The organism is Methylobacterium sp. Leaf118, assembly GCF_920984675.1.
Lineage (GTDB): Bacteria > Pseudomonadota > Alphaproteobacteria > Rhizobiales > Beijerinckiaceae > Methylobacterium.
Genome location: NZ_CAKLBV010000030.1, coordinates 32,871 through 55,667 on the forward strand (window position 1 = coordinate 32,871; position 22,797 = coordinate 55,667).

The following is a 22,797-nucleotide window of genomic DNA, read 5'->3' on the forward strand; positions in this document are numbered from 1 at the left end:
CCTGCCCCGGCGCTGGCGGCATTGACAGGGCCGGCTCGCCTCGACTATTGCCCGGTCGCAACGCGCGGCTTCCTCGACGAAGTCCGCGCGTTTCGCGTTCGCATGGCAGGCTGTGTCCGGGCCGCGCGGATGACCTGAACAAGAAGACGGCCCAGGCGCGATCCGCGCCGGAGGCCGGCACAGAACACGAGAGACAACGATGTTCGCAGTCATCAAGACAGGCGGCAAGCAGTACCGCGTCGCCGCCAACGACGTCATCACGGTCGCCACCCTCGAGGGCGAGGCCGGCGCCGCCGTCACCTTCGGCGACGTGCTCCTCTTCACGGACGGCGAGGCCACCCAGGTCGGCACCCCGCTCCTGTCGGGCATCGGCGTGACCGGCGAGATCGTCGAGCACGGCCGCACCCGCAAGGTCATCGCCTTCAAGAAGCGCCGCCGCCAGAACTCGCGCCGCCGCCGGGGCCACCGCCAGGACTTCACGGTCGTGCGCATCACCGAGATCAGCGCCGGCGGCAAGTCCTCGAAGGCCGCGCCGCGCAAGACCCGCAAGGCCGAAGCCGAGCCGGCGCCTGCCGCCGCCGAGTGATCGACGGGTCGTCCGAACGCTGACACGTAAAAAGAATTCCGGAGCAATCCCATGGCACACAAAAAAGCAGGCGGCTCGTCCCGCAACGGCCGCGACTCCGCCGGCCAGCGCCTCGGCGTGAAGAAGTTCGGCTCGGAAGCCGTGATCCCGGGCAACATCATCGTGCGCCAGCGCGGCACGAAGTGGCATCCCGGCACCAATGTCGGCATGGGCAAGGACCACACCCTGTTCGCCCTGGTCGAGGGCAAGGTGCAGTTCGAGACCCGTCGCGGGCGCGCGTTCGTGACGGTGGTACCGGTGGCCCAGGCCGCGGAGTAACGGCGGACGGTTCGTCAGCGACGAAGCGAACAGCGTCCCGCCGGTGTCCCACACCGAACCGGCGGACGATCGACGGGCCTCGCCACGAGGCCGGACGGATCGGAACACGGGGGAGGATGGGGCACCATCCTCCCCCTTCGTCGTCTTCCCCGAGGTCCTCGTTCCCGCATCCTTTCGGACATCCCCGTCCGGCCGGATGCTCGAGCGCCGATGGATGAGCGAGCGATGTTCCCCGATCTCACCCGCGACGACGTCTTCCGCATCGAGACCCGGCGGCTGTGGCTGCGCTGGCCGACCGCCCGCGACGCCGAGTCCGTGGCGCGCCTCGCCGGCGATCCGGCGGTCGCCCGGATGACCGCCCGGATCCCCTCGCCGATGCCGATGCATGCGGCGGAGGACTTCGTCCTGCGGGCACGCGCCGGCAACGCCTCGGGCGACGGGCTGATCATGGCGCTGTGCCGGCGGGCAAGTCCCGGCCAGGCGATCGGCATCGTCGGCATCGAGCCGCGCCCGGAGGCGAGTACACCGCATCTCGGCTACTGGCTCGGGCAGCCGTACTGGGGCGAGGGGCTGATGAGCGAGGCGGCCGGGGCGATGGTCGAGGCGTTTTTCGCCTATGCGGGCGGACGGGAACTCGCCTCCTCGGCGATGCTGGACAATCCGGCCTCGCGGCGGGTCCTGGAGAAGAGCGGCCTCGTGCCCGAGGGGGAGGAGCGGTTCTTCTCGCTCGCCCGGAACGCGGTGGCGGCGGCGCAGGCCTTCCGCCTCGACCGGGCCGGATGGCTCGCCGGGCGGCGTCATGCGGAGGGCCTGCCGCGATGAGGACCCGCGTCGCCGCCGGGATCGGCGCCGCGCTCACGGCGGCGGTCCTCATCGGCGTCCTCGCCCGGTACGGGGGGCAACAGCCGCCGCCGCCGCGGGAGGCCGCCCCGGCGCCGGTGCCGCGGAGTGCCGTGGAGCCGCGCCTCTACTGCGAGTTCTACAATTTCGCGAGCCGAACCCCGCGGGTCGGCTTCTACTTCACCGCCCCCGCCGGGGGCACGGACTATGCCCAGATCTTCCAGCGAGAGACGGACGGCGAACAGACCATCTTCGATCCGCGTCCGACCTGGTCCTACGACCGGGCCGGCGAGCCGCCGACCCTCCATTCGCCCGACGGGGCGATCACGATCAATCTCTACGGGGACGCCAAGAACGCGACCCGCCCGGCGAGCGCCGCCAGTGGCGGCTGGTTCGAGGCGGGCCTGCGCAGCGTCCAGTATCTCAACCTCGAAGGCCAGTGCCGCCGGACGGCGACCTGACCCAACCGAAAGACTCTGAGCCGTGAAGTTTCTGGACGAAGCCAAGGTCTACGTGCGCTCCGGCGACGGCGGTCCCGGCTGCGTGTCCTTTCGCCGTGAGAAGTTCATCGAGTTCGGCGGGCCGAACGGGGGCGACGGCGGGCGCGGGGGCGATGTGTGGATCGAGTGCGTGCAGGGCCTCAACACCCTGATCGACTACCGCTACCGCCAGCACTTCAAGGCCAAGAAGGGCGAGCACGGCATGGGCTCGAATTGCCACGGCGCCAAGGGGGACGACGCCGTGCTCCAGGTGCCCGCGGGCACGCAGATCTTCGCCGAGGACGGCGAGACCCTGATCGCCGACATGACCGAGGTCGGCCAGCGGGTGCGGCTCGCCAAGGGCGGCAATGGCGGCTTCGGCAACGCCTACTTCACCACCTCGACCAACCGCGCCCCGCGCCACGCCAATCCCGGCCTGGAGGGCCAGGAGATGTGGCTGTGGCTGCGCCTCAAGCTCATCGCCGATGCCGGCCTCGTCGGCCTGCCCAATGCCGGCAAGTCGACCTTCCTGGCGACCGTGACGGCGGCCAAGCCCAAGATCGCCGACTACCCCTTCACGACGCTGCATCCGGGCCTGGGGGTCGTGCGCTCCGACGCCCGCGAATTCGTGCTCGCCGACATTCCGGGCCTGATCGAGGGAGCCCACGAGGGCGTCGGGCTGGGCGACAGGTTCCTCGCCCATGTCGAGCGCTGCCGGGTGCTGCTCCACCTCGTGGAGGGCACGACCGAGCATGCGGGCCAAGCCTACACGCTCGTCCGGCGGGAACTCGAGGCCTATGGCGGCGGCCTCGGGGAGAAGCCCGAGATCGTGGCGCTTTCCAAGGCCGACGCCCTAGATGCCGACACCCGCAAGAAGCAGGTCGCTCGGCTGAAGCGGGCGGCCGGCCGGGCCCCGCTGGTGCTCTCGGCGACCTCGGGGCAGGGGGTGCAGGAGGCGCTCCGCGCCATCCAGGCCCAGCTCGACGCCCGGGACGAGGCGGAGGAGACGGGCCCCGCCGAGCCCTGGCAACCCTGAGCCGGAGCCGACGGGCGGCGCGCCGGGCCTGAACCGCGTCGCCGCCCGGGCTGGCGCGGTCCCCGGCGCGGGCAGCCGCGGCTTGCGGTCATGGGCTCGCGCCGAGCGGGCAGGGCGCCGCCAGCGACGTTGCGCCTCAGCGCCCGCGAAGCCCCCGGCCGCGCCACGGCGCTAGCTTACCGGGATGCGCCTCACCGCTCTCACGATCCTCGCCTGCATCTGCGCCGCTTCGTCGGCCCGGGCCGAACCGGAATGCGGCGACCTGATCGACCGGGTGACGGCCGCCGCCGGGGCGGAGCTCGCCGAGCGCAGCGCGGATTTCGCCCGCTTCACCGCGGGCCCAGAGACCAGCCTCACCCTGTCCTGCGGCGGCGTCCATCCCTCCTCGGTCGGGGCGCAGCACCGGAGCGACGCGCCGCCGGACACCTATTTCGACGTGTTCGGGCGGGCCGGCGAGGCCGTCACCGGAATCGCGGCGGATCTGCTGCGCGATGCCGCCCACCGGGCCCAGGACGGCGCCCGTCGGCTGCGCCACAGCACCGTCGAGGCGGGCGGGGCCCGGATCACCTGCTCGATCATGAAGAACGAGAAGGGGCCGCTCACGCTGTGCGCGGTGATCGAGCAGGCCGACCGCACCTGAAGCGATGGATGAGTGGGCCGGAAAAACGGTTTCCCCTCAGACCGCTGCGGGATTCTGTTGGGATGCGGTGCGAACCGCCCCGGCGGCGTCGGCGGCTGCGCGTGTTTCTTCAGAGATCGCATCAGGACCAGGCGCCTAAACCACCGGCCTGATTTGCTTTGTTCTGACGAACGGCATCCACCGCGCAGGCCGGGGCGCTATCCCCCGCCCCCTCCCCCACCGGACGGCCGCGCGGACACCGGTTCGTCGCCGTCGAGGGTGCGGGCCACCGTGCGGGCGATGGCGAGAAGCGCCGTCACCATCGGCGTGGCCGGATCGCGGCGGGCCGCGACGAGGCCGATGGCGTGGCGCAGATCCGGCTCGACGATGGGGATCGCCCGCAGCCCCTCGGTCGGCCCGAGCGCGTCGGCGAGGATCGCCGGCATCACGCTGGCCCATTGCAGGGTGCGCACATGGGTCATCAACACGACCATCGAGTTCGATTCGAGGGTCGGCGCAGGCTCGCCGCCGGCCTGGCGCAGCTGCTCGTCGATGATCCGTCGGTTCTGCATGTTGGGCGTCAGCAGGCAGAGGGGGATCTTCGCGAGTTCCGCCCAGGTGACGCTGGCCCGCTCGGCATAGGGTCCGCCCGCCGCCGTCAGCAGCTGGTAATGCTCGGTGTAGAGCGGGACGGCGGTGACGCGCCCGAGGGGCTCGTTGTCGAGATAGGTCAGCCCCGCATCGGCCTCGAGGTTGTCGATCAGCGCGAACATCTGTTCCGAGGTGGTCGAGAGCACGCTGAAGCGCACATTCGGATAGCGCACGCGGTAGGGGGTGGTGAGGGCGGCGACCATCGGCAGCGCGGTCGGGACCGCGGCGATGCGCAGATGGCCCGACAGGCCCCGGCGGAGCGCGGCCACGTCGTCCTGCATCGCCCGGGCGTCGCCGACGATGCGCCGGCCCCAGGCGAGGACCCGGTCGCCCTCGGGCGTGAACCCCTGGAAGCGTGAGCCGCGCTGGACGAGGCGCACGCCGAAGCGGTCCTCCAGGCTCTTCACCCCCGCCGAGAGGGTCTGCTGGGTCACGCCGCAGGCCTCCGCCGCGCGCCCGAAATGCTGCTCGCGGGCGAGCGCCAGCAGGAATTCCAGCTTGTCGATCACGGTTGCCGGTTCCGGGGCCCGCGGGGAGGGCGGGGCCCGGCCCTGGTAGGCCGGGGCCCGACCGGGCTCAAGCCGCGGGGGACCTCATCCCGCGTCGCTGGCGCCCTCGCCCGCGAGCTGCGGGTTGCGGGTCGCCGGGCGCACGGGGCTGTCGGTGGTGGGCTGGCTGGAAAGCGCCGTCCGGACCAGCGGGTCGAGCCGGTCGCCCGCCGCCTCGGCGTAGCCGTCGAGGTCGCGGCGCATCTTCGGCGTCCAGAACGCCACGATGTGATTGTGGATGCCCGCCACCGCCTCGTCCTCCGGGTAGGACCGGAAGAACAGGGCGATCTGGTTGGCCATGCGCACCAGCTTGTCGTTGGGGTTCGTCGCGCTCATCGCCTGCTCGGGCTCTTTATGGGATGGGGCCGCACGCCGGCCAGCGCCCTCATCCCGAGATGCCGCGTGAGCGGCCTCGAAGGAGGGCTCCCGAGATCGCGTGGGCACTGGAGCCCTCCTTCGAGGCCTCCGCTTCGCTCCGGCATCTCAGGATAGGGGGATGGATGGGAGGGGCGGTGCTGAGATCAGCCCGCCCCGGTCTTAAAAGATCACTCCGCCGCTTCGGCGATGCGGGTCAGCGAGAAATCCTCCTCGTAGAACTTCGCCTGCCAGTCGGAGGGTCGGTTGGTGCGCCGGACCTGTACCGCCGTCACCTTGTATTCGGGGCAGTTGGTGGCCCAGTCCGAATAGTCGGTGGTGATGACGTTGGCGCCGGTCTTGGCGTGGTGGAAGGTCGTGTAGACGATCCCCGGCTGCATCCGCTCGGTGACCTTGGCCTTGAGCGCGATGTCGCCCGAACGGCTCTCCAATGCGACCAAGTCGCCGTCGACGATGCCGCGGAGTTCCGCGTCGAAGGGGTGGATCTCCAGCACGTCCTCCTCGTGCCAGCGGGAGTTCTCGGTGCGCCGGGTCTGCGCGCCGACATTGTACTGCGACAGGATGCGGCCCGTGGTCAGGATCAGCGGGAACTTGGCCCCCGTCCGCTCGTCGGTCGGCACGTATTCCGTGATCATGAAGCGGCCGAGCCCGCGCACGAACCGGTCGACATGCATCATCGGCGTGCCGAGCGGCGCCTTCTCGTTGCAGGGCCACTGGATCGAGCCCAGTTCCTCCAGCTTGGCGTAGGACACGCCCGCGAAGCTCGGGGTGAGCGCCGCGATCTCGTCCATGATCTCGGAGGGATGGGTGTAATCCATCTTGTAGCCGAGGGCGTTGGCGAGCAGCACCGTGCCCTCCCAGTCGCCGTAGCCGCCCATCGGGGCCATCACCTTGCGCACGCGGGAGATGCGGCGCTCGGCGTTGGTGAAGGTGCCGTCCTTCTCCAAGAACGAGGCGCCCGGCAGGAAGACGTGGGCGTATTTGGCGGTCTCGTTCAGGAACAGGTCCTGGATCACGATGCACTCCATGGCCTTGAGGCCGGAGGTGACGTGATGGGTGTCGGGGTCGGACTGGGCGATGTCCTCGCCCTGGATGTAGAGGGCCTTGAAGGTGCCGCCGACGGCCTCGTCCAGCATGTTGGTGATGCGCAGGCCCGGCGCGTTGTCGAGCTTGGCCCCCCAGGTCGCCTCGAAGCTCTCGCGGGTGGCGTCGTCCGAGACGTGGCGGTAGCCCGGCAGCTCGTGCGGGAACGAGCCCATGTCGCAGGAGCCCTGCACGTTGTTCTGGCCGCGCAGCGGGTTCACGCCCGCCCCCACCATGCCGATATTGCCGGTGGCCATGGCGAGGTTGGCCATGCCCATGACCATGGTCGAGCCCTGGCTGTGCTCGGTCACGCCGAGACCGTAGTAGATCGCCGCCTTGCCGCCGGTGGCGTAGAGGCGGGCCGCCTCGCGGATCGCCTGCGGATCGACCCCGGTGATGGCCTGCGCCGACTCGGGCGAGTTGCGCTCCTCGGCGATGAAGCGGGCCCAGGACTCGAACTCGGCGAGGTCGCAGCGCTCGCGGACGTAGTCCTCGGCGATCAGCCCCTCCGTGACGATGACGTGGGCGAAGGCGTTGACGAAGGCGACGTTGGAGCCGGGCTTCAGCGGCAGGTGATAGTCCGCCTGGATGTGGGGCGACTTCACGAGGTCGATCTTGCGCGGGTCGGCGACGATGAGCCGGGCGCCTTCCCGGAGGCGCTTCTTCATGCGCGAGCCGAAGACCGGGTGACCGTCGGTTGGGTTGGCGCCGATCACGAGGATCACGTCCGATTCCTCGACCGACTTGAAGTCCTGCGTGCCGGCGGAGGTGCCGAGGGTGGACATCAGGCCGTAGCCGGTCGGCGAGTGGCAGACCCGGGCGCAGGTGTCGACGTTGTTGTTGCCGAAGGCGGCGCGCACCAACTTCTGGACGAGGTAGGCCTCCTCGTTGGTGCAGCGCGACGAGGTGATGCCACCGACGGAGTCCTTTCCGTACGTCGCCTGGATGCGCTTGAACTCGGAGGCGGCGTGGTTGATCGCCTCCTCCCAGGAGACCTCGCGCCACGGATCCGTGATCTTGGCGCGGATCATCGGCTTGGTGATGCGGTCCTTGTGGGTGGCGTAGCCGTAGGCGAAGCGGCCCTTCACGCAGGAATGGCCCTCATTCGCCTTGCCGCCCTTGTAGGGCACCATGCGGATGACCCGGTCGCCTTGCATCTCGGCCTTGAAGGCGCAGCCGACGCCACAATAGGCGCAGGTCGTCACCGCCGAATGGTCGGGCTGGCCGAATTCGTGGACGGTCTTCTCCTGGAGCGTCGCGGTCGGGCAGGCCTGGACGCAGGCGCCGCAGGACACGCATTCGGACTGCATGAAGTTGGTCGGGCCCGCCGCCACGCGGCTGTCGAAGCCGCGGCCCGAGATGGTCAGCGCGAAGGTGCCTTGCGTCTCCTCGCAGGCGCGGACGCAGCGATTGCAGACGATGCATTTCGACGGGTCGTAGGTGAAATAGGGGTTCGACTCGTCCTTGGGCAGGTAGCGCTCGGAACTCGGCCGGACGTGGTTGTCACCCTCGTAGCCGTAGCGCACGTCGCGCAGGCCGACCTGACCGGCGGTGTCCTGCAACTCGCAATCGCCGTTGGCCGCGCAGGTCAGGCAATCGAGCGGGTGATCGGAGATGTAGAGCTCCATCACGCCCTTGCGCAGGCGATGCAGCTTGTCGCTCTGCGTGTGCACGACCATGCCGTTCTCGGCCGGCGTGGTGCAGGAGGCCGGCGTCCCGCGACGCCCGTCGATCTCGACGAGGCACATGCGGCAGGAGCCGAACGGCTCCAGCGAATCGGTCGCGCAGAGCTTCGGGATCTTGGTCCCCATCTGCATCGCGGCGGCCATGACCGAGGTGCCCGCGGGCACCGTCACGCTCTCGCCGTCGATGGTCAGCGTCACCGTCTGCTCGGAGAGCCGGATCGGCGTGCCGTAATCGATTTCCTTGATGAGGGTCATGCGAGCGCCTCCTCACTCGGCCGCGACGGGCAGATCGCCCGCGCGCCGAAAATCCTCGGGGAAATGGTGAATCGCGCTCATCACGGGCATCGGCGTCAGGCCGCCCATGGCGCAGAGCGAGCCGTCGGTCATGACCTCGCAGAGATCGGCGACGAGCTTGAGATTGGCCTCCGGGCGGATGCCGGAGATGACCTTGTCCATGGTCTCGACGCCGCGGGTGGCGCCGATGCGGCAGGGGGTGCACTTGCCGCAGGATTCGGTGGCGCAGAACTCGAAGGCGAAGCGGGCCTGACGCGCCATATCGACGGTGTCGTCGAACACCACGATGCCGCCATGGCCGACGAGGCCCTTCTTGGCCGCCATCGCCTCGTAATCGAGGGGCGTGTCGAGGAGATCGTCGGGGAAGTAGGCGCCGAGCGGGCCGCCGACCTGCACCGCGCGCACCGGCCGGCCCGACCGCGTGCCGCCGCCGAAATCCTCGATGACCTGTCGGATCGTGATGCCGAAGGCGTACTCGATCAGGCCGCCATGCTTGATGTTGCCGGCGAGCTGGATCGGCAGGGTGCCGAGGGACCGGCCCATGCCGTATTCGGCATAGGCCTTGGCACCGTGCTCCAGGATGTACGGCACGGCCGTGAAGGTCATGACGTTGTTGACGAGCGTCGGCTTGCCGAGAAAGCCCTTCAGCGCCGGGATCGGAGGCTTGGCCCGGACGATGCCGCGCTTGCCTTCCAGGCTCTCCAAGAGCGAGGTCTCCTCGCCGCAGATATAGGCGCCGGCGCCCAGCCGTACTTCGAGATGGAAGGCCTTGCCCGAGCCCAGGATGTCGTCGCCGAGGACGCCGGCCCTCACGCCGTTGGCGATGGCCGTGCGAAGCGTCCGGAACGCCTGCGGGTACTCGGAGCGGCAGTAGATGTAGCCCCGCGTCGCGCCCGTGGCGACGGCCGCGATGGTCATGCCCTCGATCAGGTTGAAGGGGTCGCCCTCCATCATGATCCGATCGGCGAACGTGCCGGAATCGCCCTCGTCGGCGTTGCAGACCACGTATTTCTGGTCCGCCTTGGCCAGCATCACCGTGTTCCACTTGATGCCGGCCGGGAAGCCGGCGCCGCCGCGCCCGCGCAGACCCGACTCGCGCACCTCGCCGACGATCCCCTCGGCGTCGCGCTGGAGCGCGGCTTCCAGGCCGCGATAGCCGCCATGGGCCCGGTAATCCTCGACCGAGACCGGATCGACCACGCCGCAGCGGTGGAAGGTCAGGCGATGCTGACGCGCCAGGAACGGAATCTCTTCCGGCTTTCCGAGGCGGAGCGGGTGCGCGCCGCCCTCAGTGAAATTCGCGTCGAGCAGGCTCTCGACATCGGCCGGGGTCACCGGGCCGTAGGCGATGCGGCCGTCGGGCGTGGCGACCTCGACCATCGGCTCCAGCCACAGCAGGCCACGGGTGCCGGTGCGGACGATGCGCACGTCGAGACCCCGGGCTTCCGCGCCGGAGACGATCGCGCGGGCGACTCGGTTGGCGCCCAGCCCGAGGGCGACCGCGTCCTGCGGGACGGTGATGGTGATGCTCACGCGCGGGCCTCCTTGAGGGCGGCGTCGAGGGACTCGGCGGAGAGGCGGGCCAGGGGCTCGTCATCCACCAGGGCGGCGGGGGCGTTGGCGCAGAGGCCGAGGCAGTAGACCGGCTCGACGGTGACGCCGTCGGGGCTGGTGCCGTGCCAGTCGCAGCCCATGCGGGCGAGGATCTCGCCATGGAGCCGGTCGGAGCCCATCGCCTGGCAGGCCTCGGCCCGGCACAGCTTGACGTGGTGGCGCCCGGCCGGCGGCTCGCGCCGGAAGTCGTGGTAGAAGGTCAGGCAGCCATGGACCTCGGCGCGGGAGAGATTCAGCGCCTCGGCGATCATCGGCACGGCCCGCGCGTCGACGTAGCCAAACGTCTCCTGCAGGGCGTGGAGGATCGGGAGCGTCGCGCCTTCGAGCGACTGCAGCTCGGCGACGATTCCGGCTGCCCGCGCGTCGTTCCACGGCTCAGAACTGGCCATCGGTTTCCTGCCTAGATTGGTCTCGTTCTTGGAACCAATCCAACCAAGGGAGGCACTAAAGTTCAATCAAGCTGTCTCGTCGTTCGACAAAGATCTTCGATCAAACCCGTGAGATTGCACTGCGAAAGCCGCTCAATACGGTTCAAACTTTTTTTGAAATCGGCTTCAAAATGTTTTGCCGCAGGCCGACACGCCCCGCCGATGAGCGCGAGTGCGAGGAGATCGGGCCCCGCCCCTGCGGGCCTCGGCCGCGAGGCCGGACCCGGATATCGCCTCTAGAACCCTGCGCGGCCTGGGCTTTTCTCCGCAAACCGGTCTCCATCGCCCGGGCCGAGGCGAGCGAGCCTCCGCGGGGATGTCGGATCCGGGGGGATGCCCCTGGTTTCCCTGTCGCGGCGGCACGCTCTCAGAGCCGGCGCCCCCGATACGGGCCGACGCGCCAGCCTCGCCGCGGACGCAACCGCCCCATGCCGTCAGTGCGTGCCCGCTCGGACGGGCCTACGAACCGGGGCCTCTGCGCGGTCCGACGAGCGGCGCGGCGACCGTTTTCGGCAAGATCGTGCAGCCCTCAAGCCGTCAGTGCGGCATAGGTCAGAACCCGCAATTCCCGCCGCAGGGGCAGGGCGGAGGAGGGCATGAGCTGGGCGAGCAACAGCACCGCCATGTCCTCGTCCGGATCGATCCAGAACGAGGTGCTCGCCACCCCGCCCCAGGACACCTCGCCCGGCGTGCCGAGGATCTGGGCCCGGGCCGGATCGAGCATCACCGAGAAGCCGAGACCGAAGCCGATGCCGGCATAGGAGGATTCGGCGAAGCGCGGCTGTCCCATCGCGGCGAGATCGCCGGGCAGGTGGTTCGCCAGCATCAGCGCCACGGTCTTGCGGCCGAGGAGCCGAACGCCGTCGAGCGCGCCCCGATTGAGGATGAGCCGGCAGAAACGCAGGTAGTCGGCGGCGGTCGAGACGAGGCCGCCACCGCCCGAGGCGAGGGGCGGGGGCGTGAGGAACTTGCTGCCGACGCTGTCGTCGAACAGGCGCAGCCGCCCCTCGCGGTCGAAGGCGTAGTTGGCGGCAAAGCGCGGATGCTTGTCCTCGGGCACGAAGAAATCGGTGTCGTGCATGCCGAGCGGACGCAGGATGCGGCTGCGCATGAAGTCGGCGAAGTCCATGCCGGAGACCACGGCGACGAGATGGCCGAGGACGTCGGTGGCCACGGAGTAGTTCCACTCGGCGCCAGGCTGGGCGAGCAGCGGCTGCCGGGCGAGCTGGGCGACGGTCTCGGCCAGGGTGAGCTTCGAGGTCTGGAAGTCGATCCCCTCCTGGCGATAGAGCGCGTCGACGAGGGTCGCCTCCATGAAGCCGTAGGTCAGGCCGCTCGTATGGGTGAGAAGGTCGTGGATCGTGATCGGGCGGAGCGCCGGCACGGTCTCGAGCTTGGCCCGGTTGCCGCCGACCATGACCCGCATGTCGGCAAATTCCGGCAGGAAGCGCGCGACGGGTTCGTCGAGCTGAAACCGGCCCTCCTCGTAGAGCATCAGCACCGCCAGCGAGGTCAGCGGCTTCGTCATCGAGTAGATGCGGGTGATGGTGTCGGCAGAAAACGGCTTGTCCCGCGCGAGGTCGGCATGGCCGTGGGCGCGGAAGAAGGCGGTCCGTCCGCCGCGCATCACGGAGACCGAGAGCCCCGCGAGGCGACCGCTCTCGACATAGCCGCGCATCCAGGCATCGACCCGCTCTAGCCGCTCGGGGCAGAGTCCGACCGCGCCCGGATCCGTCTCGACCTGCATGTCCTGAAGCTCCCTGCCGCGCGATTCCGCCCGAGGGTGTAGCGGTCAGACGCGGGAAGTCACCACCGAACTCACCACCGAACTCACCATCCCATCGTGCCGGGGCCGCCCTTGAACGGGCCGACGAGGTCGGGGGTGATCCAGCCTCCGTAGAAGCCGCCGGGCTGGGGCTCGGCGCGGGTCTCGCCGACGAGGCAGGCTTCCATAGGTGCGGGATAGAAGGCGACGTATCCGGCGATGGCCCGGAACGCCGGCGTGGGATCGGGATAGGCCCAGGCCGCGCCGGGCGCCTCCACGCCGCCCCCCGCCACGTCGAACAGGACGGCCCGGCCCTTCCATTCGCAGATCCCGGCCCGGCGCGGGGCCCCGAGCACCCCGTCCGCGACGTCTCCGGGCGGGAAATAGTAGGTCGGCGGGTGGCTGGTCTCGAGCACCCGGAAGCCCGCCGCCGTCGCCGCGATGGTGCGGCCGCCGAGGATCACGGTCAGACGCTCGGGCACCGGCTCCAGCCGGGGCGGGCGGGGATAGTCCCAGACGCTCTCCTGCCCCGGGCAGGGGCGGACGGGGATGGGCCGCATGCGATGGTCTCCCGGATCGTGGCCGCGCGCGTCGCCGGTTTGTCGTGCGCGGCCCTCATGGTAGCGCAGGGACCAGCCGGAAGAAGGACGCTGCCGTGAGCGAAGCCGCAGACCATGCCCTGTTCCTCGATTTCGACGGCACCCTCGTCGAGATCGCTCCGCGCCCGGACGCGGTGCGGGTCGATCCCGGCCTCGTGCCCGCCCTGGAGCGCCTGCGGGAACGGCTCGGCGGGGCGCTGGCGATCGTGACGGGCCGCCCGGTCGCGGTGATCGACGATTTCCTGGCGCCCGCCCGGTTCGACGTGGCCGGCCTGCACGGGGTCGAGCGCCGGGTGGACGGCATCGTGAGCGGCGGGCGCCCGGAGGACCATCCGGACCTGCGGGCGGGCGTCGAGCGGCTCCATGCCGAGACCGCCCGCTACGAGGCGGTGCTCATCGAGGACAAGGGCGCCTCGGTCGCGGTCCATTGGCGGTTGGCTGCCCCCACGGATGCCGAGGCCGCGGAGGCCATCGTCAAGGCGGTGGCGGCCGATCTCGGGGGCACCTACCGGCTCCAGCTCGGCAAGGCGGTGGGCGAGATCGTGCCCGCCGACGCCACCAAGGGCCACGCCATCCGGGCCTTCCTGGAGGCCGCCCCCTATGCCGGCCGCCGGGCGATCTTTTTAGGCGACGACCGTACCGATGAGATCGCCTTCGCTTCGGTCAACCAGGATGGCGGCGTCAGCGTGCGGATCGGAGACGGCGAGACCGTGGCGACCCGGCGTCTCGCCACCCCCGCCGACGTGCGCGCCCTGCTGACGGCCTGGGCCGAGGGCGGGGCAATCGACCCCGACGCCCTGCCGCCGGCCTGAGCCCGGCCCGCTTTCGCGACGCTTGTCGACCGGCGCTCCGACCCTCTGTTAGGGTCCGGATGGGACAGGCGCGAGACGACGGCGAGACATGTTCGAATTCCCGGTGCTGATCGGCGATATCGGCGGGACGAATGCCCGGTTCGGATGGATCGAGGCGAGGGGCGCGGCGCCCCGCCTCCTCTCCCACGAGCCGACCGCCGGTCATCCCGATCCGAGCGCGGCGATCCGGGCGGCCCTGGCCAAGGGCGGCGGCCCCGCCCCGCGCTCGGCGATCCTCGCCATCGCCGGCCGGGTCGATGCGCCCGCCGTCCAGCTCACCAATGCCGATTGGGTGGTCGAGGGGGCGGCGATCGGCCGGGATTTCGGCCTGAGCCGGGTCGCGATCGTCAACGACTACGTGCCTGTGGCGGCGGGCGCGGCCGGCATCGCCCCCGACGACCTGACGCCGGTCGGCCCGGATCGGGGCGACCCGCCGGGGCCGCGCCTCGTGCTCGGGCCCGGCACCGGCTTCGGCGCGGCGGCTCTGGTGCCCTACGGGGACCGGCTCGCCATCGTCTCGACGGAGGCCGGCCACACCGATCTCGGCCCCGCCGATGCCGAGGAGGCCGCGCTCTGGCCGGCCCTGGAGCGCACGGACGACCGCATCACGGTGGAGACGCTCCTGTCGGGCTCCGGCCTGTCGCGGCTGCACGCGGCGATCCGGGCGGTGCGGGCGGGCGACGACGGCCACCGCGTCGATCCGGCGGAGATCACCCGCACCGGCCTCTCGGGCGAAGACCCCCACGCGCAGGCGGCGCTCCACTGGTTCGCCCGGCTGCTCGGCCGCGTCTGCGGCGACCTCGCGCTGATCTTTCTGGCCACCGGGGGCGTGTATATCGGCGGCGGCATCGCCCCGCGGATCGTGCCGATCCTGCGGACGGGCGGCTTCCGCGAGGCCTTCGAGCGCAAGGCGCCCTTCGCGGCCGAGATGCGCGCCATCCCCACCAGCGTCATCACCGTGCGGGACCCGGCCTTCAGCGGGCTCGCCGCGCTGGCGGGCGAGGGCGGGCGCTTCGTCTATCACGGACAGGTCTGGCCGCCGCAGGGGTGAGCCGTCGGGGACCGGGGACGACACCGGCCGGGAGGAGGGGCCCGGCCTTCGCGCGCCCCGCTCAGGCGATCTGGCGCGCGGCGGCGAGGCCGAGATATTCGGCGAAGGCGTCCGGCGACATCGGCCGGCCGAACAGGTAGCCCTGGAGGTAGCGGCAGCCGAGATGGGTCAGCCACAAGGCCTGGGAGGAATCCTCGACCCCCTCCGAGATCATGTGCAGGTCGAGCGCCCGGGCGATCTGGACCATGGCGCTCAGGATCGAGCGGGCCTTGTGCTCCGTGGCCACGTCCTGGGTCAGCAACCGGTCGAGCTTGAGCGTGTGGATCGGCAGCTGGCGCAGGTAGCCGATATTCGAGTAGCCGACCCCGAAATCGTCCAGCGCGATCCGCACGCCGTGGGCCGCGAGCCGCTCGAGCTGCACCCGCGCCCGGGGCAGGTCGTTGAGCAGCACCTCCTCGGTGATCTCGACGGTCAGGGCCTCGGGGGGGAAATCGAGTTCGGCGAGCAGCGCGATCACGTCCTCGGCCGCCGAGCCGAGCTTGAACTGGCTCGGCGACAGGTTGATCGAGAGGGTCCCGAGCCGCCCGGCGCGGATCCAGTCCCGCGCCAGGGGGCAGGCGCGGCGCATCATGCCGGCGAACAGGTCGTGCATCAGGCCCCGCTCCTCGGCGAGGCCGAGGAAGGCCGCGGGGGTGAGCAGGCCGAGGGTGGGGTGGACCCAGCGGGCCAGGGCCTCGGCGCCGATTGTGCGGCAGGTCGAGCCGTCGACGATCGGCTGGAACCACGGCTCAATGGCGCCGTCCCGGATGGCCCGGGCGAGGTCGCCGCCGAGCGCGTGGCGCGCCTCGATCTCGCGGCTCATCGCGGCGTCGAACCGGGTCGCGGCGGAGCGGGTCGCCTTCGAGCGGTAGAGGGCGATGTCGGCGTAGCGCTGCAGGTCGCTGCCGGTCTTCGCGTCGTCGGGAAACACCGCGACGCCGATCGAGCCGGAAGCCTCCAGGACCCGATCCCGAAACGGCATCGGCTGGCTGATCGCCGCGATGACGCCCGCCCCGAGTGCGACGAGATCGGCGCAGGCGTCCATGGGGAGGAGGACGGCGAACTCGTCGCCGCCGAGGCGGGCCACCACCGCCTGCTCCCCCAGCACCACGAGGAGGCGGTGGGCGGTGTGCTGGAGGAAGATGTCGCCCGCTTCGTGGCCGAGGCTGTCGTTGATCTCCTTGAAGCGGTCGAGGTCGAGCAGGATCAGGGCGAAGCGGTGTCCGGTCCGGCGCGAGCGGGCGACCCCCTCTTCGAGGGCGCGGGTGAAGCGGGTGCGGTTGGCGAGTCCGGTGAGCTGGTCGCGCTCGGCGAGTTCGAGGGCACGCTCCCGGGCGGAGGCGAGTTCGCGGGTCCTCTCCTCGACCCGGCCCTCCAGATCGGCGGCGAATCGGGCGAGTTGCTGGTTGAGGGCGTAGAGTTCGCGCGACTTGTCTTCGAGCAGCGCCTCCGCCTCGGCGCGGGCGGCACGCTCCCGGGCGATGCGGCGCTCCAGGCGGCGAAGCCGCTCCTCGGCCTCGAGCGCCGGGTCGGGCCGCTCCCGGAGATCGTCGGGCTCGAAGAGCGACACGGCGTCAGGCGGCGTGCCGGATCGAGAAGCGCACGAAGCTCCCCGCCGCCTCCGCGACCCGCGAGGTGGCGATGGCGACCGGCTCGCCGTAATGGTCAGCGGCCGCGTGGATCATGCCCTCGGCCAGCGCCTCGAGGGGGCGGCAGCTCGCATAGTCGAGGTCGATGGCGTCCGTGCCTCGGCGCGCCAGACGGAACACCGGCAGCTCGGCATCGGGGTAGAGCTTGTGCACCTCGCCGTGGATGTGTCCGTCGACGCTGTCGAGGAAGTCGAACAACGTCGTCTGCGCGCGGAAGAACTCGGGATACTTGACCGAGAAACGGCGGCACAGATGTCGGCCGAACAGGCTCAGCAATTCGGGCGCGGGCCGACCGGTGCGGCGCGACAGGGCCGCCACCAGCGCCTGCATCTCGGTATGCGGGTAGGTGCCCACCGCGGTGTAGGCGCCGCCATTCGGCACGGCGGCCTCGTCGATCACGTCATCCGCCACATCGGCACCGAGTGTCCCGGAGACGAAATCTAGAAACTCCGTGAACACCACGCCCTTCATGACCGTCACTCGTACTGATATTTGTTAGGACGCTCGCTCAGGAGACTTACGATCGCGTTAAGGGCCGATCACGCGATTCGTGATCACCGACGATTTTCACCGCGACTACGCCGGCGCGGCAGGGCTTCGACGGAAAACTTGGGCTCCCGCGGCCGTGGCGGTCTCCCGGCCCAATGTTCGAGGACCGTGACCGGCCGCGATGCTTGGCCATCCGGGCCTTCGGGCCACGCGACGGCATGCCCGGATGCGGACGGACATCAGGCCCCTCCGGCCGACTGGCGCCGGCCCAACGGTCTGTTAACCATGGGTGGCGATACCTTCCGGTATCCCGCCGGTCCCGTCCCGGGGCGAGCGGGAGCGTGGAGCCGACAGAGTCCCGACCATGCGCGCCAAGCCCCTCCTTCGCGCCCACCTCGTCCTCGCCGCCGCGCTCGCCCTCCCGGCGACCGGCGCGGAGGCCGCCCCGCGGGCGAAGGCCCCGAAGGCGTCCGCCGGGGTCACCGTCGATTACAGCGTGAATCTCGCCGGCATCCCGATCGGCAACGCGCAGCTCTCGGGCACCTTCGACGGGCCGCGCTACCGCATGGACGTGTCGGCGGTGCTGACCGGCCTCGTCGGTGCGGTGACCGGAGGGCAGGGCTCGGCCCGCTCCAGCGGCACGCTCGTGACCGCCCCGATGCCGAACACCTTCGCGATCGCCACCCGCACCAGTAATTCGGGCATCGCCGTCCGCATGGCGCTGTCGGGCGGCAACGTCACCCAATCCGAGGTGACCCCGCCGCTCCTCGACACCGGCGACCGCGTGCCCGTCACGGCGGCCTCCAAGCGCGGCGTGATCGATCCGGCCAGCGCCCTGGCGATGCCCGTGCGCGCGAAGGCCGAACCGACCGACCCGGAGAACTGCAACCGGACGCTCCCCGTGTTCGACGGCGCGACCCGCTTCAACGTGGTGCTGAGCTACGGCGAGACCCGCGCGGTGCAGAAGCCCGGCTATAGCGGGCCGGTGCTGGTCTGCAACGCCCGCTACGTCGCCATCGCCGGCCACCGGGCCGACCGGCCGGGGGTGAAGTTCATGGAGGAGAACCGCGACATGTCGGTCTGGCTCGCCCCCGTGGAGGGCACGCGCGTCCTGGTGCCGATGCGGATCGCGGTGCGCACCACCCTCGGCACCAACATCATCGAGGCGACCCGCTGGACCCGCACCGGCGCGCCGACCGGGACCGCGGCGGGCGGCGAGGCCCAGCCCGCCCCGGCGACCGTCGCGGAGGCGAGCCTCCCGGAGCGCTGATGCGGGAAGCGGCGCCGCGACCGACCGTCCGGCCCCGCCCCGTCCGGGACGCTTCCCGCCCTCGCGCTCGGTAGAACCGCGCCATGACCGCCCCGCTCCCCCCCCGCCGGTCCCGGCCGGGGCCTGCGCCCCTCGCCGCCCTCCTGTGGCTCCTCGTCGCGCTGCCCGCCGAGGCCCGCCCCTTGAGCGCGGGCCAGGATTGCGGCCCCGACGCCTTCTCCTCGGCGCAGGTGACAGAGGGCCGGCCGCCCCGCCGCGGCCCCCTCACGGCGGTGCCCGACACGCTCTGCGCCGACCTCGCCCCGCAGGGCGCGCCGACCTCGGTCGACATCCATCTCTATCCGGGCCTCGGCGCCTCGGTTGGCAGCCGCCCCCCTGGCGACCCATATGAGGGCAGGCCGCCGCGGCCGTCTCCGCGCCCGTAGCGGTCCTCCCCGCCTCTCCATCGGCCCTCGACGCCGAAGGGATCGCCCCCGCCGCATGACGCTCCGCACCCTTTCCCGCGAGGCCCGCGCGCGCGGCGTGACGGCGGTGCTCGGGCCCACCAACACGGGCAAGACGCATCTCTCCATCGAGCGGATGCTCCAGCATCCCACCGGCATGATCGGCCTGCCGCTGCGGCTCCTCGCCCGCGAGGTCTATCTGCGCGTCGTCGCCAAGGTCGGGGTCGAGCACGTCGCCCTCGTCACCGGCGAGGAGAAGATCAAGCCGGACCGGCCGCGCTACTGGATCTGCACCATCGAGGCGATGCCGCGCGATCTCGAGGTCGCCTTCGTGGCGATCGACGAGATCCAGCTCGCCGCCGACATGGATCGCGGCCACGTCTTCACCGACCGCCTGCTCTACCGGCGGGGCCGGGAGGAGACGCTGCTGATCGGCTCCTCGACCATGCTGCCGCTGGTGCAGTCGCTGATTCCCGGGGTGCAGACGACCTCCCGGCCGCGCCTGTCGAGCCTGACCTTCGCGGGCGAGAAGAAAATCTCGCGGCTGCCGCACCGCACCGCGATCGTCGCCTTCTCGGCGGAGGAGGTCTACGCCATCGCCGAGCTGATCCGGCGCCAGCGCGGCGGCGCGGCAGTGGTGCTCGGCGCGCTCTCGCCCCGCACCCGGAACAGTCAGGTCGAGCTCTACCAGTCGGGCGACGTGGATTATCTCGTCGCCACCGACGCGGTCGGGATGGGGCTCAACCTCGATGTCGACCACGTGGCGTTCGCCGCCAACTGGAAATACGACGGCACCCGCTTCCGCAAATTGACGCCCGCCGAGATGGGCCAGATCGCGGGCCGGGCCGGGCGCCACACCTCCGACGGCACCTTCGGCTCGACGGGCCGCTGCCCACCCTTCGAGCCCGAGATGGTCGAGGCGCTGGAGAGCCACGACTTCGAACCCTTGCGCGTCCTGCAATGGCGCAATCCCGATCTCGATTTCGGCTCGCTGGAGGCGCTGCAGGCGAGCCTCGACCGGCATCCCCAGGAGCAGGGCCTGACCCGCGCGCCCATGGGCGAGGACCAGCAGGCCTTCGAGATCCTGATGCGCGAGGAGGACATCCGCGATATGGCCAAGGGCCCGGCGGCGGTGCGCCGCCTGTGGGATGCCTGCGGCCTGCCGGATTACCGCAAGGTCCATCCCCAGACCCATGCCGACCTCGTCGCCCAGCTCTACCGCTTCCTGATGCGGGGGATGGCCGGGCGCATTCCCCACGACTGGTTCGCCCAGCACGTGGCGATGATCGACCGCACCGACGGCGACATCGACGCGCTGTCGCAACGGATCGCGCAGGGGCGGACCTGGACCTTCGTGGCGAATCGCCCCGACTGGTTGCTCGATCCTCTGCATTGGCAGGGCGAGACGCGTCGGGTAGAGGACAGGCTGTCCGACGCCCTGCACGAGCGCCTCGCGAGCCGCTTCGTCGACAGGCGCACCAGCGTCCTGATGCGGCGCCTGAGAGAGAAGACGATGCTGGAAGCCGAGATCACCTCCGGCGGTGACGTCACCGTCGAGGGTCAACATGTGGGGCGCCTTCACGGCTTCCAATTCGTGCCGGACCCGCTGGCCGAAGGGCAGGAGGCCAAAACCCTGCGCGCGGCCGCCGAGAAGGCCTTGGCCGGCGAGATCGAGGCGCGGGCCGACCGCTTCGCCTCGGCGGCCGACGCGGCCCTGGTGGTCTCGCATGACGGCGTGATCCGCTGGACCGGCGATCCGGTCGCCAAGCTGACGCCGGGCGACAAGCTGTTCGAGCCGGGCCTGCGCCTGATCGCCGACGACAGCCTCACGGGTCCGTCCCGCGAGAAGGTCGAGACGCGGCTCACGGCGTGGCTGCGCGCCCACGTGACCCGCCTGCTCGGGCCGCTCATGGAGATCGAGAGCGCCGCCGACCTCACGGGGCTCGCCCGCGGCATCGGCTACCAGGTGGTCGAGGCGCTCGGCGTCCTGGAGCGGGCCAAGGTGGCGCACGAGATGCGCAGCCTCGATCAGGACGGGCGGGCGAATCTCCGCCGCCACGGCGTGCGCTTCGGCGCCTACCACATCTTCCTGCCGGCGCTCCTGAAGCCGGCCCCGCGCACCCTCGCGGCCCAGCTCTGGGCCCTGCGCAACGGCGGGCTCGACCAGCCCGGTCTCGACGAGATCGCGCATCTGGCCAGCTCCGGCCGCACCTCGATCAAGGTCGATCCCGACATCGCCAAGGGCCTCTACCGGGCCGCGGGCTTCCGCGTCTGCGGCGAGCGGGCCGTGCGTGTCGACATCCTGGAGCGGCTCGCCGACCTGATCCGCCCGGCCATCGCCTACCGCCCCGGCACCACCGTCGGCGAGCCGCCGGCCGGCACCGCCGATGGCGACGGCTTCGTGGCCACCGTCAACATGACCTCCCTGGTCGGCTGCTCGGGCGAGGATTTCGCGTCGATCCTCAAGTCACTGGGCTACGTGGCGCAGGTACGCCCCGGCCCGGCCATCACCGCCCCGATCATCGCCGCCGCCCCGACGACCCCGGCCCCGCGCCCGGCCGCGCCGCAGGACGCGGCCGAGACCGATGCGGCGACCGCCACCGAGACGCAGGCGCCCGAGGCCGAATCGGCCGAGGCGGACCCGACCGCCACCGAGGCCGAAACCGAGACCGCGGCAGATGCGCCCGCCGACGCCTCCGCTCCGGCGGAGAGCCCGGCCGAGACGTCGCACGCAGAGACTTCGCACGCAGAGACGCCGGATGCCGAGGCGCCCGTGACGGCCGAACCTTCGGCCGACGCCGCCCCGCCGGACGAGGGCACCGTACCGATGCCGGCCGAGACCGCGCAGGCGGCGGACGCCGCCGCGGCGACCGGCGAGGTCGAAGCGGTCGATGCCGCCGATTCGTCGGTCCCGTCCGTCGAGGAGGCGGAAGTCTCCGGCGCGGCGACGGACCCGGACGCCCCCTCCGCAGACACCGAGGAGCCGGCCTTCGAGGCCGCCGCCCAGGAAACGGGATCCGAGGAAACAGGCGCCGAGGAACCCGGCACCGAGGAACCCGGCACCGAGGAAACAGGCACCGAGGAACCCGGCACCGAGACCGCGCCCGCCGAACCCGAGACCGTCGAGGTCTGGCACCTCCACCGTCCCCAGCGCCATTCCGGGCCCCGGCACGGCCGTGGCCAGGGTCGGCCCGAGGGACGGCAGGACGGACGGCCTGAAGGACGGCAGGAGGGCCGCCCCCAGGGCGAGCGCCGCGGCGGCGAGGGCCAGGGGCCGCGCCGTCCCCGGGAGGATCGTCCCGCGGGCGGCCGTCCGCCGCGGGAGGCCGCACGGGGCGACCAGCGTGGCGAGGGGCGCAGCGAGGGCGGTCCGCGCCGCGATCATGCCGGCCCGCACGGGCGTCCCGACCGCCGCGACGAGAACCGCCGCCCCAACGCCGAGCCGCGCCCGCCCCGCCGCGAGCGCCAGCCCGATCCGGATTCGCCCTTCGCGGCGCTCGCCGCCCTGAAGGCGAAGCTCGAATCCGACGGCGGCAAGCGCTGAGGCCCAGGGGGCCCGCGACGGCATGAACGCGGGGCGTCAGCGCCTCGACAAATGGCTGTGGTTCGCGCGCTTCGCGCGGACCCGATCGATGGCGGCCCGGCTCGTGACCGAGGGCCATGTCCGAGTGAACGGGACGCGGGCGGACGTCGCGGCCAAGGCGGTCCATATCGGCGACGTGCTGACGGTGGCCGCCCCGCACGGCACGATGGTGATCCGCGTGCGCGATCTCGGCGAGCGCCGGGGCGCCGCCCCGGAGGCGCAACGCCTCTACGAAGCGCTCGGCGAAGCGACCGACCCGTGAGGGCTTAAACCTCGCGCGAGACGCCCGGAGGCCGCTGAGCCGAACCTCCCGCCCGGCCTGAAAACAAACGGCCGCTTGATCATCGCCGCGCGAGCCTCTAAGCGAACCGCGCCTTTACGGCCGGCTTGCGCCGGCGTGTCCGCGATAGGAATGCACGATGGGCAAGGAAAAGTTCTCCCGTAACAAGCCGCATTGCAACATCGGCACGATCGGCCACGTCGACCACGGCAAGACGTCGCT

General features: G+C 71.3%; 20 protein-coding genes and 2 pseudogenes. 13 read left to right on the forward strand and 9 right to left on the reverse strand.

Annotation, left to right across the window (positions count from 1 at the left end):
* Positions 1-199: 199 nt before the first annotated feature.
* The 6 genes and pseudogenes from rplU to LW587_RS14105 form a co-directional block, all read left to right on the forward strand.
* Positions 200-508 (forward strand): annotated as a pseudogene (rplU, locus tag LW587_RS14080) (50S ribosomal protein L21); the annotation flags it as partial.
* A gap of 129 nt (positions 509-637) precedes the next feature.
* Entirely contained in the window at positions 638-904 is a 267-nt protein-coding gene (rpmA, locus tag LW587_RS14085) for a 50S ribosomal protein L27 (RefSeq protein ID WP_232630216.1), read from the forward strand.
* A 225-nt stretch (positions 905-1,129) separates the two neighbouring features.
* Positions 1,130-1,726, forward strand: coding sequence for a GNAT family N-acetyltransferase (locus LW587_RS14090; RefSeq protein WP_232630217.1), 597 nt, complete (start codon positions 1,130-1,132; stop codon positions 1,724-1,726).
* A complete protein-coding gene (locus LW587_RS14095) occupies positions 1,723-2,205 on the forward strand; it encodes a hypothetical protein (protein ID WP_232630218.1) in 483 nt (160 codons plus the stop codon). The genes LW587_RS14090 and LW587_RS14095 overlap by 4 nt, the downstream gene beginning before the upstream one ends.
* Positions 2,206-2,227: 22 nt before the next feature.
* Positions 2,228-3,259: a GTPase ObgE gene (obgE, locus tag LW587_RS14100; protein WP_232630219.1), complete on the forward strand. Its 1,032-nt coding sequence runs from the start codon at positions 2,228-2,230 to the stop codon at positions 3,257-3,259.
* 184 nt (positions 3,260-3,443) lie between these two features.
* Complete coding sequence (locus tag LW587_RS14105) at positions 3,444-3,899, forward strand: hypothetical protein (protein WP_232630220.1); 456 nt, start codon at positions 3,444-3,446, stop codon at positions 3,897-3,899.
* Positions 3,900-4,096: 197 nt separating this feature from the next.
* Here the strand turns inward: LW587_RS14105 and LW587_RS14110 are convergent, their stop codons facing one another.
* From LW587_RS14110 to LW587_RS14140, 7 genes are all read right to left on the reverse strand, one after another.
* Positions 4,097-5,038, reverse strand: coding sequence for a LysR family transcriptional regulator (locus tag LW587_RS14110; protein ID WP_232630221.1), 942 nt, complete (start codon positions 5,036-5,038; stop codon positions 4,097-4,099).
* Between the two features lie 84 nt (positions 5,039-5,122).
* The gene (locus LW587_RS14115) at positions 5,123-5,413 is read right to left on the reverse strand and encodes a formate dehydrogenase subunit delta (protein WP_232630222.1); all 291 of its coding nucleotides are present in this window, start codon (positions 5,411-5,413) and stop codon (positions 5,123-5,125) included.
* A gap of 209 nt (positions 5,414-5,622) precedes the next feature.
* A complete protein-coding gene (fdhF, locus tag LW587_RS14120; RefSeq protein ID WP_232630223.1) occupies positions 5,623-8,475 on the reverse strand; it encodes a formate dehydrogenase subunit alpha in 2,853 nt (950 codons plus the stop codon).
* Positions 8,476-8,487: 12 nt separating this feature from the next.
* The gene (locus LW587_RS14125; RefSeq protein WP_232630224.1) at positions 8,488-10,047 is read right to left on the reverse strand and encodes a formate dehydrogenase beta subunit; all 1,560 of its coding nucleotides are present in this window, start codon (positions 10,045-10,047) and stop codon (positions 8,488-8,490) included.
* Positions 10,044-10,517 (reverse strand): formate dehydrogenase subunit gamma, encoded by a 474-nt coding sequence (locus LW587_RS14130; protein WP_232630225.1) that lies wholly within the window; start codon positions 10,515-10,517, stop codon positions 10,044-10,046. The genes LW587_RS14125 and LW587_RS14130 overlap by 4 nt, the downstream gene beginning before the upstream one ends.
* A gap of 568 nt (positions 10,518-11,085) precedes the next feature.
* Positions 11,086-12,303 carry a serine hydrolase domain-containing protein gene (locus LW587_RS14135; RefSeq protein WP_232630226.1) on the reverse strand — a complete coding sequence of 406 codons (1,218 nt, stop codon included), beginning with the start codon at positions 12,301-12,303 and terminating at the stop codon, positions 11,086-11,088.
* A gap of 83 nt (positions 12,304-12,386) precedes the next feature.
* On the reverse strand, positions 12,387-12,881 hold the full coding sequence (locus LW587_RS14140; protein ID WP_232630227.1) for a DUF427 domain-containing protein: 495 nt from the start codon (positions 12,879-12,881) through the stop codon (positions 12,387-12,389).
* Positions 12,882-12,976: 95 nt separating this feature from the next.
* Between LW587_RS14140 and otsB the strand changes: the two genes are divergently transcribed.
* Both otsB and LW587_RS14150 read left to right on the forward strand, forming a co-directional pair.
* The gene (gene otsB / locus LW587_RS14145) at positions 12,977-13,732 is read left to right on the forward strand and encodes a trehalose-phosphatase (RefSeq protein ID WP_232630228.1); all 756 of its coding nucleotides are present in this window, start codon (positions 12,977-12,979) and stop codon (positions 13,730-13,732) included.
* 88 nt (positions 13,733-13,820) lie between these two features.
* Positions 13,821-14,822: a glucokinase gene (locus LW587_RS14150; protein ID WP_232630229.1), complete on the forward strand. Its 1,002-nt coding sequence runs from the start codon at positions 13,821-13,823 to the stop codon at positions 14,820-14,822.
* Positions 14,823-14,883: 61 nt separating this feature from the next.
* On the opposite strand, the gene LW587_RS14155 is transcribed toward LW587_RS14150, so the two are convergent.
* The gene (locus LW587_RS14155; protein ID WP_232630230.1) at positions 14,884-16,431 is read right to left on the reverse strand and encodes a putative bifunctional diguanylate cyclase/phosphodiesterase; all 1,548 of its coding nucleotides are present in this window, start codon (positions 16,429-16,431) and stop codon (positions 14,884-14,886) included.
* A 4-nt stretch (positions 16,432-16,435) separates the two neighbouring features.
* The gene (locus LW587_RS14160; RefSeq protein WP_232630231.1) at positions 16,436-16,981 is read right to left on the reverse strand and encodes a heme NO-binding domain-containing protein; all 546 of its coding nucleotides are present in this window, start codon (positions 16,979-16,981) and stop codon (positions 16,436-16,438) included.
* 382 nt (positions 16,982-17,363) lie between these two features.
* Here LW587_RS14160 and LW587_RS14165 point away from each other — a divergent pair, with 382 nt between their 5' ends.
* From LW587_RS14165 to LW587_RS14185, 5 genes and pseudogenes are all read left to right on the forward strand, one after another.
* Positions 17,364-18,269: a DUF3108 domain-containing protein gene (locus tag LW587_RS14165; protein WP_232630232.1), complete on the forward strand. Its 906-nt coding sequence runs from the start codon at positions 17,364-17,366 to the stop codon at positions 18,267-18,269.
* A gap of 83 nt (positions 18,270-18,352) precedes the next feature.
* Positions 18,353-18,694, forward strand: coding sequence for a hypothetical protein (locus LW587_RS14170; RefSeq protein WP_232630233.1), 342 nt, complete (start codon positions 18,353-18,355; stop codon positions 18,692-18,694).
* A gap of 55 nt (positions 18,695-18,749) precedes the next feature.
* The gene (locus LW587_RS14175) at positions 18,750-22,256 is read left to right on the forward strand and encodes a helicase-related protein (RefSeq protein ID WP_232630234.1); all 3,507 of its coding nucleotides are present in this window, start codon (positions 18,750-18,752) and stop codon (positions 22,254-22,256) included.
* A 22-nt stretch (positions 22,257-22,278) separates the two neighbouring features.
* The gene (locus tag LW587_RS14180) at positions 22,279-22,557 is read left to right on the forward strand and encodes an RNA-binding S4 domain-containing protein (RefSeq protein WP_232630235.1); all 279 of its coding nucleotides are present in this window, start codon (positions 22,279-22,281) and stop codon (positions 22,555-22,557) included.
* A gap of 157 nt (positions 22,558-22,714) precedes the next feature.
* Positions 22,715-22,797 (forward strand): annotated as a pseudogene (locus tag LW587_RS14185) (elongation factor Tu); the annotation flags it as partial.